Raw genomic sequence first — 16,040 nt, 5'->3', positions numbered from 1 at the left:
AGTAGGTTCGTGGTCACCGCGGGCGGTCCGTCCGTCCGCGGTGACCTGACCACCGACGCGGAGGTGCACGTGGCGGCGCTTGACGACCCCGGGCTGGCCCGGCAGATGTGGACGCTGTTCGAGCCGGTCCACGCGGTGACCTACTTCCACCCGCGCGCCCGCTCCGCGTTCGAGGCGGTCGGGCTGCGCGGCTACTGGCGCGGCTACTTCGCCGGCCGGGCCGCGCCGCTCGGGCCGGTCGACGCCCCGACGGTGACGGCCGCGTTCTTCAGCTTCGCGCCGCCGATGGTGGCCCGCGCGTTGCCGTCGGTGTGGCGGCTGGCCACCCCGGAGGAGGCGCTGCGCGCCCGGCTCACCGGCGCGGTGCAGGCGCTCGCCGAGTTCACCTACGAGCTGCCCGAGTCGCATTTGGTCGAGGCCGCCGAGCTGCTGGAGGCCGCGGCGGACCGGGTGGACACCGCCGGGCGGGTGCTCGGCGCGGTCAACGCCGCCCTGCCGCGCGGGGAGTACCCGCTGGCCCGGCTCTGGCAGGCCGCCGCCACGCTGCGCGAGCACCGGGGCGACGGGCACGTGGCCGCGCTGGTCGGCACCGGGCTGGAGCCGGTCGAGGTGGTGGCCTGGCGGTGCCGGGTCGACCAGTCGCGCGAGTTCCACCAGCCGGCCCGGGGCTGGACCGACGGGGAGTGGTCCGCCGCCGAGGAGCGGCTGGTCGAGAAGGGCTGGCTGACCGCCGACCGGGGGCCGACCCCGCAGGCCACCGCCACGTTCCGGGCCGTCGAGGAGGCCACCGACCGGGCTGCGGCGGGCCCGTGGCGGGCGCTGGGCGCGGAGCGTACGGAACGGCTGCGGGAGCTGCTCGAACCGGTCGCGACGCGCTGCCGCACGATCATCCCGGCACAGGCCCCGATCGGGTTGCCGGCGCAGCGTTCGGTCGGAGCGACGCGGCCGGGGTGAGCCGGGCCGCCGGCTGGGGCAGGATGGCGGCATGGTGGACGCGGTGCTCTTCGACCTGGACGGCGTGATCGTGGACTCGGAGCCGGTCTGGGAGGAGGTCCGCCGGGCGTACGTGGCCGAGCACGGAGGCGTCTGGCAGCCGGACACCCAGCGCCGGCTGATGGGCATGAGCACCGGCGAGTGGGCCGCCTACCTGAGCGGTGAGCTGGGCGTCGACCGGTCGGCCGAGCAGGTCGCCGACGAGGTGGTGGCGGAGATGACCCGGCGGTACGCGCAGCGCGTACCGCTGATCGACGACGCCGACGCGGTGGTGCGCCGGGCGGCCGCGCGGTGGCCGCTGGGGTTGGCCAGTTCCTCACCGACCCGGCTGATCGCGGCGGCGCTGGAGGCGACGGGACTGGTCGACGCGTTCGGCGCGACGCTGTCGACGGAGGAGACCGCCCGGGGCAAGCCGGCGCCGGACGTCTGGCTGGCGGTGGCGGCCCGGTTGGGCGTCGACCCGGCCCGGTGCGTGGCGGTGGAGGACTCGTCCAACGGCGTGCGGTCGGCGGCGGCAGCCGGGTGCCGGGTGGTGGCGGTGCCGCACCTGTCGTACCCGCTGGATCCGGACGCCGAGGCGCTCGCCGCCGTGCGGCTTCCCTCGATCGGCGCGCTCACCCCGGAGCTGCTCGCCGGGTTGGGGCGTTGAGCGGGGCACGTTCCTCTACCGGAGGCGTTAACAGGGGGCCCCGCCTTACATGTTCGCCCCGAGTTCGGGTAGCGCATCGGCGACGACGGCGGAGGGACGGCGATGAGGGCGATCGTGTACGAGCGCAGCGGGGACGCCTCCGTGCTCCAGGTGGCGGAGCGGCCGGTGCCGGAGCCCGGCCCGGGTGAGGTGCTGGTGCGGATGGCCGTCTCGGGGGTGAACCCGACGGACTGGAAGGCGCGCGAGGCGTGGCCGCTGCCGGCCGGCTGGCAGATCCCGCACCAGGACGGCGCCGGGGTGGTGGAGGCGGTCGGCGAGGGCGTGGACCGGATCCTGATCGGCGAGCGGGTCTGGCTGTGGGAGGCGGCCTGGCAGCGCCCGTGGGGCACCGCGGCGGAGTACACGGTGGTCCCGGTCCGGCACGCGGTGCCGCTCGGTTCGGCCTCGTTCGATCTGGGTGCGGCGCTGGGCATCCCGTTCATGACCGCGCACCGCTGCCTGACCGTCGGCGAGTTCATGCCGGACACGCTGCACGCCGGTGCGTTGAGCGACCACGTGGTGCTGGTGCAGGGCGGGGCGGGCGCGGTGGGCAACGCGGCGATCCAGCTCGCCCGCTGGGCCGACGCCTGCGTGATCACCACGGTGAGCACCCCGGAGAAGGCGCAGCTCGCCGCCGCGGCCGGGGCCGACTTCGTGATCAACTATCGGGAGCAGGACGTGGTGGAGGAGGTCCGCAAGGTCGCGCCCGACGGGGTGCACACGATCGTCGAGGTCTCCGCCGCCCGCAACGCCGCCGCCGACGTGCGGATGCTGCGTACCGGCGGCGCGGTCTGCGTCTACGCCGACGACGGCGGCGACGAGGTGACGTTGCCGATCCGGCCGTTGATGGGGCCGAACGCGCGCTGGCAGTTCGTGCTGGTCTACACCGCGCCGAAGGTGGCCAAGGCGCAGGCGGTGACCGACATCGCGGCGGCGGTGGCGCAGGGCGCGATCCGGGTCGGCGCGGAGGCCGGGCTGCCGCTGCACCGGTACCCGCTGCCGGAGACCGCGTCGGCGCAGCAGGCGGTGCGGGACGGCGCGGTGGGCAAGGTGCTGGTCAGCACCGCCGAGGAGTAGGGGATTTCCCCGACATCGGGACAGAGGCGAACAAGTTTCGCAACAATGGCGGTGCGGGTCACCCCGTAACGGACGGGCGGCCCCGGCGCGGTGCGAACGCCGGGGCCGCCCTCTGGGAGGAATGTCCGTGGGAAACGTGTTCCTACCTGTGTAGGCGACGGTACGCCGCAAAGCGTTACGGCGTGGACAGTTCCCGCACCTCAAGCCCGCCGTCGGCGTACCGCGAGCGCACCACCTTCTTGTCGAACTTGCCGACGCTGGTCTTCGGCACCGCGTCGATGAACGCCCAGCGCTCCGGCAACTGCCAGCGGGCCACCGAGCCGGCCAGGAAGTCCCGCAGCTCCTCCGCGGTGACCGAGGCGCCCTCGCGGACCACCACGGTGGCCAGCGGGCGCTCGTCCCAGCGCTCGTCAGGCACACCCACCACGCACGCCTCCAGCACCGCCGGATGCGCCATCAGCGCGTTCTCCAGCTCGACCGAGGAGATCCACTCCCCGCCGGACTTGATCACGTCCTTGGCCCGGTCGGTGAGCGTGATGAACCCGTCAGGCGAGAGCGTGCCGACGTCCCCGGTCCGCAGCCAGCCGTCCCGGAACTTCTCGGCGTCCGGCTCGTCGTCGCCGACGTACCGGGCGGTCACCCACGGCCCCCGCACCTCCAGCTCACCCACGGATGTCCCGTCCGCGGGCAGCGGCTCACCGAGCGGCCCGACGATCCGCGCCGCCACCCCGGCCGGGACGCGACCCTGGGTGTAGCGGTAGCGCCAGGCGTCGTCGCCGGTCGCGCCGGCCGGGGCGCGGGACACCGAACCCAGCGGCGACATCTCGGTCATCCCCCAGGCGTGGATGACCTCGATGCCGTGCCGGTCGCGGAACGCGTGCATCAGCGCCGGCGGGCACGCCGAGCCGCCGACGATCACCTCGGTCAGCGAGGAGGTGTCCACGTCGTGGGTGTCCAGGTAGGCCAGCAGGTCGGTCCAGATGGTCGGCACCGCGCCGGCCAGTGTGGGCCGCTCGGCGGCGATCATCGCGGCGATCGGTTCGGCCTGGAGGAAGCGGTCCGGCATGATCAGCGAGGCGCCGGAGAGGAACGCCGCGTACGGCAGGCCCCACGACATGGCGTGGAACATCGGCACGATGGCCAGCTCGCGGTCGCCCGGCCCGAGACCGAAGCCCTCCGGCATGCAGACCTGGAGCGAGTGCAGGTAGATCGAACGGTGCGAGTAGGCCACGCCCTTGGGGTGGCCGGTGGTCCCGGACGTGTAGCAGAGCGCCGCCGCGTCCCGCTCGTCCACCTCCGGCCAGTCGAACGTGTCCGGCCGGTCGGCCAGCAGCGCGTCCCAGTGGTGCACGGTGATCCGGTCGCCGGCGGCGGCCACCAGCGGGGCCGGGTCACCGCCGCCGACCACCACCACGTGCCGCACCGTGGTCAGCTCGCCGAGCACGCGGGCCAGCAGCGGGATGAGCGTGCTGTCGACGAGCACCACCCGGTCCTGCGCGTGGTTGGCGATGTAGGCGACCTGGTCCGGGAAGAGCCGCAGGTTGAGCGTGTGCAGCACCGCGCCCATGCTCGGCACCGCGAAGTAGGCCACCAGGTGCTCGTTGTTGTTCCACATGAAGGTGGCGACCCGTTCGTCACCGGTCACCCCGCACTCGTCGCGCAGCGCGTGGGCCAGCCGGGCGGCGGCACGCCCCACCTCCGCGTACGTCATCCGGCGGGGTTCGGCGCCGGTCCAGGTGACCACCTCGGCCGTGCCGTGCACGGTGGCGCCGTGTTCGAGGATGCGGGCTACCTGGAGCGGGGCGTCCATCATCGTGCTACGCATGGGTAACAACGTAGTGTCGCCGTTCACACCAGCGGAACCCCCGGAACGGCCGAGCCGGCCGGCAATGCTGCGTAGATTGTCCGGGTGAGCATCTCCTGGGCCGACTCGTACGTCGGGCAGCTCCGCGCGCTGGCCGGTGACCGCACGCTGATGTTCGTCGGCGCCCGCGCCGTGGTGCGCGACAACGCCGCCCGGGTGCTGTTGATCCAGCGCTCCGACAACGGCCAGTGGGCACTGCCGGCCGGCGCGATGGAGTTGGGCGAGTCGATCGCCGACTGCGCGGTCCGCGAGGTCCGCGAGGAGACCGGCCTACGCGCGCTGCGGGTCAGCGCGTTCGCGCTCTACACCGGGCCGGACCGCACCCACACCAACATGTACGGGCACACCTACCAGGTCTTCACCGCCGCGTTCCGGGTCGACGAGTGGGACGGCGAGCTGTCCCGGTTCACCGACGAGACCACCGACGCCGGCTTCTTCCACCGGGCGGAGTTCCCCACCCCGCTCTCGTCGAGCGTCGCCGAGACGCTGGCCGACCTGGATGTCTTCGAGCAGACCAACCGCCTGATCCTGAAATAGGCCGGGCAGCCTCGCCCGGGACGGGCCCGCTCAGAGCATCGTCTGCGACTTCGCCTCCATCTCGGCGGCGGCCTCGTCCTTCGACTCCTTCGGCAGCGACTTGCCACCCGGCGCGGCGGCCTTCCCGCCCAGCGGGTCCGCGCCGCCGGTGGCGCCCTGCGGGCCGGCGCCGCGGAGCTGGTGGTTCGGCATGGCCAGGGTGACCAGCACCGCCAGCACCGCGATCAGCCCGGTGGTCAGGAAGACCAGGTGCAGCGCGTCGACGAACGAGGACTGGATCGCGGCGCGTACCGGTCCGGGCAGCGCCAGGATGGTGGCCGGGTCGTTGATCGAGATGTTCTCCGCGCCGCCCGCCGCCACCGCCGCCCGCTGCTGCGGCGGGAGTTGGGCGAGCGCGCCCGGCAGCCGGTCGGCCAGCGCGCCGGTGAGCCGCGTGGACAGCACCGCGCCCAGGATGGCCACCCCGAACGAGCCGCCCAGCGAGCGGAAGAACGTGGCCGAGGAGGTGCCCGCGCCCAGGTCCCGGACGTCCACCGCGTTCTGCACGGCCAGGATCAGCGACTGCATGCACAGGCCCAGCCCGACGCCGATCACCACCATGTAGCCGAACGCGGCCCACAACGACGTGCCCACCTGGAGCTGGCGGAACAGCAACATGCCGACCACCAGCACGGCGGCACCAGTCACCGGGAACCACTTGTACCTGCCGATCCGGCTCATCGCCCGGCCGGTCAGGATCGACGTGACGATGATGCCGGCCATCATCGGCAGCATCAGCAGGCCGCTACGGGTCGGCGAGGCGCCCTTGACGATCTGGAGGTAGAGCGGAATGAAGATGATCGACCCGAACATCACCAGGCCGAGCACGAAGCCGGCGGTGTTGGCCAGCGCGAACGTGCGGCTGCGGAACAGCCGCAGCGGCAGGATCGGCTCCCGGGTCCGGGCCTCCTGGAGCAGGAACGCCACGCCCAGCACCGCGCCGGCCACGAACAGCCCGACGATCACGGCGGAGCCCCAGGCGTACGAGGTGCCACCCCAGCTCAGCGCCAGCAGCAGGCAGCTCACGCCGGCGACCAGCAGCGCCGCGCCGAGCCAGTCGACGGTGTGCTCGCGGCGCTGGAACGGCACCAGCCGCATCACGTGCCAGCAGACCACGATGGCGAGAATCGCCAGCGGCACGTTGAGGTAGAAGATCCACCGCCAGTTGGTCTCCGCGAAGTAGCCGCCGACCAGCGGGCCGGCCACCGACGACACGCCGAACACGGCACCGAACAGACCCTGGTAGCGGCCCCGCTCCCGGGGCGGCACCACGTCCGAGATGATGACGAACGCCAGCGTCATCAGGCCGCCCGCGCCGAGCCCCTGCACGCCCCGGGTGACGATCAACTGGGTCATGTCCCGGGACAGCCCGGCCAGCAGCGAGCCGACCAGGAACGCGCCGATGGAGAACAGGAAGACCGGCCGGCGGCCGTACAGATCGGCCATCTTGCCGTAGAGCGGCGTCGAGGCGGTCGACGCCAGCAGGTACGCGGTGACCACCCACGAGTAGTGGTCGATGCCGCCCAGCTCCCCGACGATGGTGGGCAGCGCGGTGCCGACGATGGTCTGGTCGAGCGCGGCCAGCAGCATGCCGGTCATCAGACCGAACATCAGCAGCCGGATCTGGCGGGCGGGCAACGCGGGTGCAGCGGCCTGGGCGGTCATCCCGCTTCCTATCCCACCGGGGGCGGATCATGCCCCCGGTGGGCGGATGAGTTTTCTAGCCGGCGGTGTGCCGGCCCTCGGCGAACTCCTCGACGATCTTGGCGCAGAACGCCGGCAGGTCGTCCGGCTTACGGCTGCTGACCAGCCCGTTGTCGGTGACGACCTCCTCGTCGACCCAGGTGGCGCCGGCGTTCGTCAGGTCGGTGCGCAGGCTCGGCCAGGAGGTGATCCGGCGACCGCGCACCACGTCCGCCTCGACCAGCGTCCACGGGCCGTGGCAGATCACCCCGACCGGCTTGCCGGCGTCGAAGAACGCCTTCACGAACCGGACCGCGTCCGGGTCGGCCCGCAGGAAGTCCGGGTTCGCCACGCCGCCGGGCAGCACCAACCCGTCGTACGCGCCGGCGTCCGCCTCCTTGGTGGTGACGTCGACCTGGTACTGCTTGCCGTGGTCCAGGTGGTTGAACGCCTGGATCGAGCCGGACTCGATGGAGACCAGCTCCACCCGGGCGCCGGCGTTCTCCACCGCCTCGCGCGGCTTGGTGTACTCGACCTCCTCGACGCCGTCGGCGGCCAGGAACGCGATCCGCTTGCCCTGAAGTGTCGCTGCCATGCTGCTTCTCCTCTCCGGGTGTGTCTGGACGATTCCCCCGGCCGATGCCCGGAAACCGGACGCACCGGGTGGCCCGCGTCGCAGCCCGGCCGCGGCCGGGCTGGTTTGGCCGGCCACGGCCGGGCTGGTTTGGCCGGCCACGGCCGGGGGACCCGGGGAGGCATGGCAGGAGCAGCAGCGGAAGAGCGCCGGCTGGCCACCGTGGTGGCGAGCTGGCAGGGGCGTCCCGTGCTGGTCGTCGGCGACGCCATGCTGGACGAGTGGCGGTTCGCCGAGTCGGAGCGGCTCTGCCGGGAGGCGCCCGCGCCGGTCCTCACGCTGCGCCGCCGGATCTCCGCCGCCGGCGGCGCCGCGAACACCGCGGTCAACGTCGCCGCGCTCGGCGGCCGGGCCGCGCTCGTCGCCCCGGTCGGCGCCGACGTCGCCGGCGACGAGCTGCACGACTGCCTGGACCGGGCGACGGTCTGGGACCGGACGGTCAGCCAGCCCGGCCGCCCCACCCCGGTCAAGCGCCGGATGCTCGCCGGCAACCAGATCCTGCTCCGGGAGGACTCCGGCGGCCCGGAGGACACGCTCGACGACGACGGGGTGGCCCGCCTGCTGACCGCGCTGCACTGCGCCTCCGAGGAGCTGCGCGCGGTGGCCGCCGGGCAGCCGCTCACGCTTGTGGTCTGCGACTACGGCCTGGGTGCGCTGCCGTCGGCGGTACGCGCCTGGCTGGTCGCCAACCGCGACCGCTACGGCACGGTGGCGCTCGACGCGCACGACCTGGCCGACTGGCGCGGGCTCAACCCGACGGTGGTGACGCCGAGCTTCGCCGAGGCGACCCGGCTGCTGGCCCGCGCCGCCGCCGGGTTCGCCCACGCCGAACGCGGCGTCGTCCGCACCGGTGACCTGCACCTGGATCATCCGGCGACGGCCGACGGCCCGTCCGAGCTGGTGGTCGGCGCCGCACCCGGCGGAGCCGGTGAACGGGCGGTGGCCGCGACCCCCGGCGAGGCCGGTGAACGGGCCTCGCACGCCAGGTCCGGCGACCGTACGCCGGGCAGTCCGCACCCCGCCTCCGGCGCGCCGGTGCACGGGTCCACCGAGGGCTCGTCCGGGCCGACCGGCGAGCCGACTCCGGGCGAGGAACGGGTGGCGCTGACCGGCAACGGGCTCAGCGTCACCGGCACCGGGGTGACCGTGAACGCGGCCGTCGGCGAGGGCGTGGACCGGGCCGAGCTGGCCGAGTCGCGCCTGTCCGAGCTGCGCGCGCACACCGGCGCGGACGTGGTCGCGGTGACCCTGGACACCGACGGCGCGGTGGTCGGCGGCGCCGACGGCTCGCCCCGGCGCAGCCACAGCACGCCGGTCCCGGCCAGCCACGCGGTCGGCGCCGGGGACGCGTACCTGGCGGCCATGACGCTGGCGCTGGCCGCCGAGGCGGGCCTGCCGACCGCCGCGCAGCTCGCCCAGCTCGCCGCCACCATCACGGTCGCCGACACCGGCACCTGCGTGTGCCGCCGGGAGGACCTGCTCACCGCGCTGGGCACCGGCGGCGAGGAGGCCGGGCACCCGGCCCTGGTCGGCGCCGACGAGTTGGCCGCGCTCGTCGACGAGCACCGGCGGTCGGGGCGGTCGGTGGTGTTCACCAACGGCTGCTTCGACGTGCTGCACCCGGGGCACGTCCGCTACCTGACCCAGGCCCGCGCGCTCGGTGACCTGCTGATCGTGGCGGTCAACTCGGACGGAAGCGTACGCCGGCTCAAGGGCCCGGACCGGCCGGTCAACCCGGTCGAGGACCGCATCGCGCTGCTGGCGGCGCTGGCCTGCGTGGACCACGTGGTGGTCTTCGAGGAGGACTCACCGGCCCGGCTGATCGAGGCGGTCCGCCCGGACGTCTACGTCAAGGGCGGCGACTACCCGCCGGAGATGGTGCCGGAGGCGCCGCTGGTCCGCCGGCTCGGCGGCCAGGTCCGCACGCTCGGCTACGTGCCGGACCGCTCCACCTCGGCCATCATCGACCGCATCCGAGCCCAGTCGGTCGGCGAGAGCAGGCCGGCGTGACCCGACCGCTCGACCCGGGCACCCCGGAGCAGTTCCGGCATCCCCGACGGCTCGACGTGCTGATCCCCACCCGCAACCGGCCGGCCGAGCTGGCGGTCACGCTGTCCGGGCTGGCCGCCCAGGAGGGCGTGCCCGGGTTCGGGGTGGTGGTCAGCGACCAGTCCGACGGCGACCCCGCGTACGCGCACCCGGCGGCGGCCACCATGGTCCGGGCGTTGCGCCACCGGGGACACCCGGTGCTGCTGACCCGGCGGCTGCCCCGGCGCGGGCTGGCCGAGCACCGCTCCTACCTGCTGTCCCGCTCGGCGGCCGACGCCGTGCTCTGCCTCGACGACGACGTCTGGCTGGAGCCGGGCACGCTGTCCCGGCTGGTCACCGCGCTGCACGAGCTGGGCTGCGGGTTCGTCGGCAACGCGGTGCACGGGCTCTCCTACACCGAGGACGTCCGCCCGGACACGCACCGACACTACGAGGAGTGGCCGGGCCGGCCGGAACCGGAGCGGATCCGGCCGGGCACGCCGGAGTGGCACCGGGCGTCGATTCATCCGGCGGCGAACCTGCTGCACGTCACCGAGAAGCTCGACCTGCCGGTGGGCGCGTGGCGGGCGTACAAGGTCTCCTGGATCGGCGGCTGCGTGCTCTACGACCGGGCGAAGCTGGTCGACGCCGGTGGCTTCGACTTCTGGGATCGGCTGCCCGAACGGCACCAGGGCGAGGACGTGGCCGCGCAGCTCGCGGTGCTGGAGCGGCACGGCGGCGCCGGCGTGCTGCCCAGCGGGGCCTACCACCTGGAGTCGCCGACCACGGTCACCGAGCGGGACGTGGAGGCGTGGGAGGTCGTGCTCAACGAGTCGGGCGCGGAGGTGTGAGCAGCTCGCGGGCCGCCTCCACCACCTCGACGGCCGGCACGTCGGCCACGAACGACACCCGGTGCGGGCAGTCGCCGTCCCCGGGGCGGTGCGGGTAGATCCCGGGCGTGCAGTCGACGCCGCAGACCGGGCAGCGGGTCGTCCAGGCGGCGATCGGGCGGTGCCGGCCGCGCAGCGGGGACGCGCCGTTGATCAGGTTGCCGACCCAGAAGATGCCCACCGTGGGCGCGCCCACCGCGGCGGCCAGGTGCAGCGGGCCGGTGTCGTTGGAGACCACCAGCGCGCAGTCCGCGTACGCGGCGGCGAGCGCGCCGAGGCTCAGCGTGCCGACCTGCGGGCGCACCGGCACGCCGGCCGCCGCGACCACCGCGTCGACCGTCTCCCGCTCGGTGGGCGTGCCGGTGACCAGCACCTCGTACCCGTCCCCGACCAGCGCGCGGGCAACCTCGGCGAAGCTCTCCGCCGGCCAGCGCCGCCGGGTGTCGGTGGCGCCCGGGTGCAGCGCCACCCGGGGTCGGCCGGGCGCGCCGAGCACCGCCGCCGCCTCGGCCCGGTCCGCGTCGGTCACCGCCAACGCCGGGGTGATCGTGGTGGCCGGCGCCCCGACCAGCGCGGCCACCTCCAGGTAGCGGATCACCTCGTGCTGGTAGTAGACGTACCGCAGCCAGCGGTCCAGCGGCGGCGCGTCGTCGGCGCGCAGCCCCGCGGTGACCCGGGCGCCGAGCGCGGTGACGAACGGGTTGGAGTTGGCGCCGCCGCCGTGCACCTGCAACGCCAGGTCGAACCGTTCGGCGCGGGCCGCGGCCAGGAAGTCCGCCGCGCCGGTCGGTGACTCGTCCGGACCGGCGTCGCGGATGCCCGGCGCGGGGGGCACCACCAGCACCCGGTCCACCGGGCCGGGCCGGTCGCGCCACAGCTTCGCGTGCCACGGCGCGCCGAGCAGCACGATCTCCGCCGACGGGTACGCGGCCCGCAGCGCCGCCAGCGCGGGGAGCACGAAGATGAAGTCGCCGAGCGCGTTGGCCCGGAGCACGGCGATCCGCTCGACGTCCGGCACCCGCGCGCCCACCGGACCGAGGGGGAGGCTGGTCACGCCGCCCCTACGGCCGGTCGGTCTCGTCGAGCGTGGTGTCCGGGTGGTGCAGTTCCCGGTCTGCGGCCGGATCGACCGGGGCCGGCGTACGGCCGACGGTGTCGCGCGGGCCGGTGCGGCCGACGGTGATGGTGCGCGGCGCGGGCCGGGCCGCCCGGGGCAGCCGCACCCGGAGCAGGCCGTGGTCCATCACCGCGTCGATCCGCTCGGGGTCGACGCGCGACGGCAGGTCGACGCGGTACTCGAAGCCCCGGGTGGTGAACCCGCCCGGGATGCCCTGGTCGGCGTTGACCTCGGCCTCCGACCGGGCCCGTACGCACAGCTCCCGCTCGTCCAGCTCGACGGCCACCTCCTCGGGTGCCACGCCGGGCAGCCGGACCGTCACCTCCCAGCCCTCCGCCACCTCGGTGACGTCCACGTCGGGGGTGCCGGAACGGCCGCCGACCAGGCGGCTCAGCTCGGCGCGCAGCGCCTGCAACTCGCCCATCGGGTCCCAGCCCTGCTGGCGGCCCCGCCAGCCCCGGCCGCCGTCCGGCTCGGTCATCGCACGTCTCCGATCCGGCGGGTCGTCGAGGTGGGCCGCAGCGAGCTGGACGCGTTGAGGTCGTGGTCCGGGTCGACGCCGACGCCGAGCCGGTCCACGAGCTCGCCGCCCAGCCAGGCGCTGATCCCGAGGATCGCCACGGCCACCACCTCGATCGCGATCAGCGCGCCGCCGGCGTTCCGCGACTCGGCGTTGAGCCGGACCGCCCAGACGGCGGCGAAGAGCAGGATCACCGCGATGTTGGCACCGGCGTGCAGGAGCCCGACCCGCTTGGCGCGGGTGCCGGTCGGCAGGGCGAGCAGGTCGAACGCGCCGGCCACGGCGGCGAGCAGGCCACCGATCAGGCCGACGGTGATGTTCCAGTACGCGACCTCGCCGAGGAGGTCCGGCCCGCCCACCGTGTCGACCACGTCGAAGATCACCGCGGTGACCAGGAGCGCCACCGGGAACATCACCAGCATCGGGTGCACGGGATGGCCGAGCACTTTCAGTCGGCTCTCCATCGCGGCCTCCATCCGTCGCGTTCCGGACACGCGCTGTGTTCCGGTCCCTACCCGCCGCTTCCGGGGGCAAACCCGGCGTCCGACGCGCCCCTACACTGACGATGACGGATTCCGACCCGTCGCGGGCCGGAACCGTCGTCAAGGTCAACGGACGGGGGAGGAAGACGTGACGACTCGGGAGATCACCGACGAGGCGGAGCTGCGCGAGCTGATCGGGGCGCCGATGCCGCGGGCGGTCGCCAAGGAGCGCCGTACGCTGCACCGACGCGACCGGGAGTGGCTGGCCGCCTCGCCGTTCTGCCTGATCGCCACCGCCGGCGCGGACGGCAGTTGCGACGTCTCGCCCAAGGGTGACCCGCCCGGGTTCACGCTGGTGCGGGACGACACCACCATCGCGATCCCGGAACGGCCGGGCAACCGGCGCGCCGACGGCTACCACAACATCCTGGCCAACCCGCACGTCGGGCTGATCTTCCTGATCCCGGGGCGCACCGACACGCTGCGGATCAACGGGCGGGCCCGGCTGGTCCGGGACGCGCCGTGGTTCGCCGACCTGGAGGTCAAGGGCCACCGGCCGCTGCTCGCCGTCGAGGTGGCGATCGAGCAGATCTTCTACCACTGCGCGAAGGCGTTCCTCCGCTCCGAGCTGTGGCAGCCGGAGACCTGGCGGCCGGACGCGCTACCGTCGCGGCCCCGACTGATCAAGGAGGTGGAGGCCCCGGCGGAGAGCCTGGCCGACCTGGAACGGCACTACGGCCCCGACTACGCCAAGAAGCTCTACGTCTGAGCGGTCACTTCTGCGGCGCGTACACCGCCGGCACGCCCACGTCGGACAGGGCCCGCGCGAGGTGCGGGGCGGTGGTCTTCACGTAGGCGGCGCCGATGTGCGAACCGCCTCGGTAGATCAGCACGTTGCCGAACACCACCGGGCACCGCTCGGTCGGGCAGATGGCGTCGAACAGGTCGATCATCCTGACCTCGGGCACCCCGGTCACCGCCCGCCGCTGCATCCGGTAGGCCTGGTCCTGGTCGTGGAGCACGCGGTCGAACGCGCAGGTGGACAGCCGCTTGCGGTTCTCATCGGCGCACGCCACCGGCGCGCCCGGCGGCAGCGGGTTGTTCGCCATCACGACGACCTGCGCGCCCACCGAGTCGAGCTTCTTCCAGGAGGCCCGCACGCCCGCGACCATCGCGTCGACCGAGACCCCCTTGCCGGTGGCGTTCAGGGCGGTCGGCGCCGACTGCGAGGTGACCACGTAGTCGGGGCGCTCCCGCAGCAGCCGGCTCAGCAGCGCCCGGTTCCACTCGATGCAATCGGTGTAGGGCTTGCCGGACTTGTCACCCTTGAGCACCTTGGCGCTGGTGAACGCACACCCGGCCTTGGCGGCGATCACCAGCTTCCAGTCGTTCTGCTCGGCGAGCACCTGGAACGCCGGCAGCCACTGGTCCATCTTCGAGTCGCCCACCAGGGCGACGGTGGTGGCGCCCTGAGGGTTGCCGTACGTGCACCACAACACCTCGGCGCCCTCGACCTGCTGGAAGCAGTTGTCCCGTTTCGTGACGGGCACGTCCAGGAACCCCTGCCGGATCTGCAGCGGATCCGGCGTGATCACGTCGAACCGCTCCGGCACCGGGCCGATCGGGGCGGTGCCGGGCGTGGTGGACAGCAGCGCCGCGCCCGGCGCGTACCGGCTCTTGGTGGGGACCGCGGCGGCCGCCCAGGCGCCGAGCAGGACCAGCGCCAGGCCGGCGCAGATCCCGGCCATGGTGAAGTTGCCGCCGAGACTCAACGCGAGCCGCGGCGACGTGGCGATCTTGCGGGAGTATCGCAGCGGGTTCTCCACCAGCCGGAACGTGAGCCAGGCGGGCACCACCGAGGCGAGCGCCACCGCCAGTCCCTCGACGGTCGACAGCTCACCGAAGCGGGCGGCGGCCACGATGAGCATCGGCCAGTGCCACAGGTAGAGCGAGTACGACAGGTCACCGACCCAGCGGAACGGGCCGGTGCCGAGCAGCACCACCGGCCCCCGCGAGCCCGCCGCCGGGCCGGCCGCGACGACCGCGGCGGCGCCGAGCGTGGGCAGCGCGGCAGCGTACCCGGGCCAGGCCGTCTTGCCGCTCACCAGCGCCGCCGCCGCCACGATCGCGGCCAGCCCGAGCCACCCGAGGACGACCGCCACCGCCCGTGGCATCCGCGCGGCCCGCGTCGCGATCAGCGCGACGCCCGCCCCGACGGCGAGTTCCCACAACCGCGTCGTGGAGACGAAGAACGCGCGTGCCGGCGAGTTCGCCGTCTCGACGATCGACCAGACGAACGACGGCACCGCCAGGACCGCGAGACCGACCCACAGGACCGGCCGCACGTTGGTCCGCCGCAGCGCCCGCGCGGCGATCAGCGCCAGCACGATCAGCAGCGGCCAGACCAGGTAGAACTGCTCCTCGACGGCGAGCGACCAGTAGTGCTGCACCGGCGAGACCACCGCGTTGTCGGCGGCGAGGTAGTCGACCGCCCGGTCGGCGAAGCGCCAGTTCACCACGTAGACCGCCGCGGCGGCGATGTCGCCGCCGATGGCCTGCCAGTCGCCGCGGGGCACGAAGAGCCGGACCGCCACCGCGGTCGCCGCGAGCACCACCGTCGCGGCGGGCAGGATCCGCTTGGCCCGGCGCGCGTAGAACCCCACGAGGGAGAGCCGGCCGGTGCGCTCGATCTCGGCGACGATCTGCCCGGTGATCAGGAAGCCGGAGATCACGAAGAAGACGTCGACGCCGACGAAACCACCGGGCAGGAACGACAGCCCGGCGTGGTAGAGCAGCACCACCGCGACGGCCACGGCGCGGAGCCCGGCGACGTCGCCCCGGAACCGGCTCGGGACGCGCCCGGTCGTCTTCTCCTCGGTGCGGGGATCGTGCCGGGCAACCTGGTTCGTCAACTCCGGGGAAGTCACCGCGATCCTCGAACTCCGGGGGCGTCTGGCCAGGGAACGATAGCGGCTCTCACGGATGCGGGCAATGTCGTACCGGCTGGTCGGGCCGGCACCGGTGAGGTACCGGTTCCCCGTCGTCCCGAGCTCCGCGCGCCGGTTCCGGACCGTGCGTCAGGACGCCGTGACCATCCACAGGTGGCCGTCCGGGTCGGCGAACGTGGCGGCGTACCCCCACGGCTGTTCGGCCGGCGGCGTCACGACGCGGGCACCCGAGGCCCGGGCCCGGTCGACGACCCGCCGCACCTCGGCGGGATCCGCGGCGGTCAGGCCGAGCACGCACTCGCTGCGGCCCCGCTCGGCGACCTCGTGGTCGCCGATGACCCAGCCGAAACCGCCGCTCGGCACCAGCATCAGGCGCAGGCCGTCGTGCACGGCGAACTGGAGCGGCTCGGGAATGCCGTCCGCCGCCGGCTCACCGACCGTCGGCCAGCCGAGCGCCTCGGCGTAGAAGCGGTGTGCGGTCGCGCGGTCGGCGATCGGCAGACTGACGGTCACGGGCGAGGTGGGCACGGTGGCGACTCC

15 protein-coding genes are annotated in these 16,040 nt (G+C 74.0%); 7 read left to right on the top strand and 8 right to left on the bottom strand.

The genetic code is table 11. The features are described 5' to 3' along the window. Window positions 1-105: 105 nt before the first annotated feature. The 3 genes from OG767_RS03615 (at window position 106) to OG767_RS03605 (ending at window position 2,758) form a co-directional block, all read left to right on the top strand. Window positions 106-954 carry an SCO6745 family protein gene (locus OG767_RS03615; protein ID WP_405094123.1) on the top strand — a complete coding sequence of 283 codons (849 nt, stop codon included), beginning with the start codon at window positions 106-108 and terminating at the stop codon, window positions 952-954. 31 nt (window positions 955-985) lie between these two features. Continuing rightward, a complete protein-coding gene (locus OG767_RS03610; protein WP_405092142.1) occupies window positions 986-1,642 on the top strand; it encodes an HAD family hydrolase in 657 nt (218 codons plus the stop codon). 102 nt (window positions 1,643-1,744) lie between these two features. Beyond that, complete coding sequence (locus OG767_RS03605) at window positions 1,745-2,758, top strand: NADPH:quinone reductase (RefSeq protein WP_405092141.1); 1,014 nt, start codon at window positions 1,745-1,747, stop codon at window positions 2,756-2,758. Between the two features lie 175 nt (window positions 2,759-2,933). On the opposite strand, the gene OG767_RS03600 is transcribed toward OG767_RS03605, so the two are convergent. Beyond that, complete coding sequence (locus OG767_RS03600; RefSeq protein WP_405092140.1) at window positions 2,934-4,583, bottom strand: fatty acid--CoA ligase; 1,650 nt, start codon at window positions 4,581-4,583, stop codon at window positions 2,934-2,936. A gap of 84 nt (window positions 4,584-4,667) precedes the next feature. Here OG767_RS03600 and OG767_RS03595 point away from each other — a divergent pair, with 84 nt between their 5' ends. Further along, entirely contained in the window at window positions 4,668-5,159 is a 492-nt protein-coding gene (locus OG767_RS03595; protein WP_405092139.1) for an NUDIX domain-containing protein, read from the top strand. A 30-nt stretch (window positions 5,160-5,189) separates the two neighbouring features. Here OG767_RS03595 and OG767_RS03590 read toward each other — a convergent pair whose 3' ends face one another. After that, on the bottom strand, window positions 5,190-6,863 hold the full coding sequence (locus tag OG767_RS03590) for an MDR family MFS transporter (RefSeq protein WP_396772603.1): 1,674 nt from the start codon (window positions 6,861-6,863) through the stop codon (window positions 5,190-5,192). Between the two features lie 55 nt (window positions 6,864-6,918). Beyond that, entirely contained in the window at window positions 6,919-7,476 is a 558-nt protein-coding gene (locus OG767_RS03585) for a type 1 glutamine amidotransferase domain-containing protein (RefSeq protein WP_405092138.1), read from the bottom strand. Between the two features lie 162 nt (window positions 7,477-7,638). Between OG767_RS03585 and rfaE2 the strand changes: the two genes are divergently transcribed. Further along, window positions 7,639-9,525, top strand: coding sequence for a D-glycero-beta-D-manno-heptose 1-phosphate adenylyltransferase (rfaE2, locus tag OG767_RS03580; protein WP_405092137.1), 1,887 nt, complete (start codon window positions 7,639-7,641; stop codon window positions 9,523-9,525). Then, window positions 9,522-10,394, top strand: a complete 873-nt coding sequence (locus OG767_RS03575) for a glycosyltransferase (RefSeq protein ID WP_405092135.1) — start codon at window positions 9,522-9,524, stop codon at window positions 10,392-10,394. Before rfaE2 ends, OG767_RS03575 begins: the two co-directional genes overlap by 4 nt. Here OG767_RS03575 and OG767_RS03570 read toward each other — a convergent pair. From OG767_RS03570 to OG767_RS03560, 3 genes are read right to left on the bottom strand one after another with little or no spacing between them, the layout of a single operon-like run. Beyond that, window positions 10,369-11,487 carry a glycosyltransferase family 9 protein gene (locus OG767_RS03570; RefSeq protein ID WP_405092134.1) on the bottom strand — a complete coding sequence of 373 codons (1,119 nt, stop codon included), beginning with the start codon at window positions 11,485-11,487 and terminating at the stop codon, window positions 10,369-10,371. The two genes, OG767_RS03575 and OG767_RS03570, sit on opposite strands and share 26 nt — an antisense overlap. 7 nt (window positions 11,488-11,494) lie before the next feature. Further along, entirely contained in the window at window positions 11,495-12,031 is a 537-nt protein-coding gene (locus tag OG767_RS03565; protein WP_405092133.1) for an Hsp20/alpha crystallin family protein, read from the bottom strand. Then, window positions 12,028-12,534, bottom strand: a complete 507-nt coding sequence (locus OG767_RS03560; protein ID WP_405092132.1) for a DUF2231 domain-containing protein — start codon at window positions 12,532-12,534, stop codon at window positions 12,028-12,030. Before OG767_RS03560 ends, OG767_RS03565 begins: the two co-directional genes overlap by 4 nt. 166 nt (window positions 12,535-12,700) lie before the next feature. Here OG767_RS03560 and OG767_RS03555 point away from each other — a divergent pair, with 166 nt between their 5' ends. Beyond that, a complete protein-coding gene (locus OG767_RS03555; RefSeq protein ID WP_405092131.1) occupies window positions 12,701-13,321 on the top strand; it encodes a pyridoxamine 5'-phosphate oxidase family protein in 621 nt (206 codons plus the stop codon). A 4-nt stretch (window positions 13,322-13,325) separates the two neighbouring features. On the opposite strand, the gene OG767_RS03550 is transcribed toward OG767_RS03555, so the two are convergent. Both OG767_RS03550 and OG767_RS03545 read right to left on the bottom strand, forming a co-directional pair. Next, window positions 13,326-15,479: an acyltransferase family protein gene (locus OG767_RS03550; protein ID WP_405092130.1), complete on the bottom strand. Its 2,154-nt coding sequence runs from the start codon at window positions 15,477-15,479 to the stop codon at window positions 13,326-13,328. 150 nt (window positions 15,480-15,629) lie between these two features. Continuing rightward, window positions 15,630-16,013 carry a VOC family protein gene (locus tag OG767_RS03545; RefSeq protein WP_405092129.1) on the bottom strand — a complete coding sequence of 128 codons (384 nt, stop codon included), beginning with the start codon at window positions 16,011-16,013 and terminating at the stop codon, window positions 15,630-15,632. Window positions 16,014-16,040 lie beyond the last annotated feature (27 nt).

This window comes from Micromonospora sp. NBC_01392, from assembly GCF_045040125.1.
Lineage (GTDB): Bacteria > Actinomycetota > Actinomycetes > Mycobacteriales > Micromonosporaceae > Micromonospora.
The sequence above is the reverse complement of the archived record's forward strand: the minus strand, read 5'-3'. Positions and strand labels throughout refer to the sequence as shown.

Bases quoted from the DNA above. Each gene is read 5' to 3' on its own strand.
- OG767_RS03615 (WP_405094123.1), top strand. From the start codon at position 106: ATGTGGACGCTGTTCGAGCCGGTCCACGCGGTGACCTACTTCCACCCG.
- OG767_RS03610 (WP_405092142.1), top strand. From the start codon at position 986: ATGGTGGACGCGGTGCTCTTCGACCTGGACGGCGTGATCGTGGACTCG.
- OG767_RS03605 (WP_405092141.1), top strand. From the start codon at position 1,745: ATGAGGGCGATCGTGTACGAGCGCAGCGGGGACGCCTCCGTGCTCCAG.
- OG767_RS03600 (WP_405092140.1), bottom strand. From the start codon at position 4,583: ATGCGTAGCACGATGATGGACGCCCCGCTCCAGGTAGCCCGCATCCTC.
- OG767_RS03590 (WP_396772603.1), bottom strand. From the start codon at position 6,863: ATGACCGCCCAGGCCGCTGCACCCGCGTTGCCCGCCCGCCAGATCCGG.
- OG767_RS03585 (WP_405092138.1), bottom strand. From the start codon at position 7,476: ATGGCAGCGACACTTCAGGGCAAGCGGATCGCGTTCCTGGCCGCCGAC.
- rfaE2 (WP_405092137.1), top strand. From the start codon at position 7,639: ATGGCAGGAGCAGCAGCGGAAGAGCGCCGGCTGGCCACCGTGGTGGCG.
- OG767_RS03565 (WP_405092133.1), bottom strand. From the start codon at position 12,031: ATGACCGAGCCGGACGGCGGCCGGGGCTGGCGGGGCCGCCAGCAGGGC.
- OG767_RS03560 (WP_405092132.1), bottom strand. From the start codon at position 12,534: ATGGAGAGCCGACTGAAAGTGCTCGGCCATCCCGTGCACCCGATGCTG.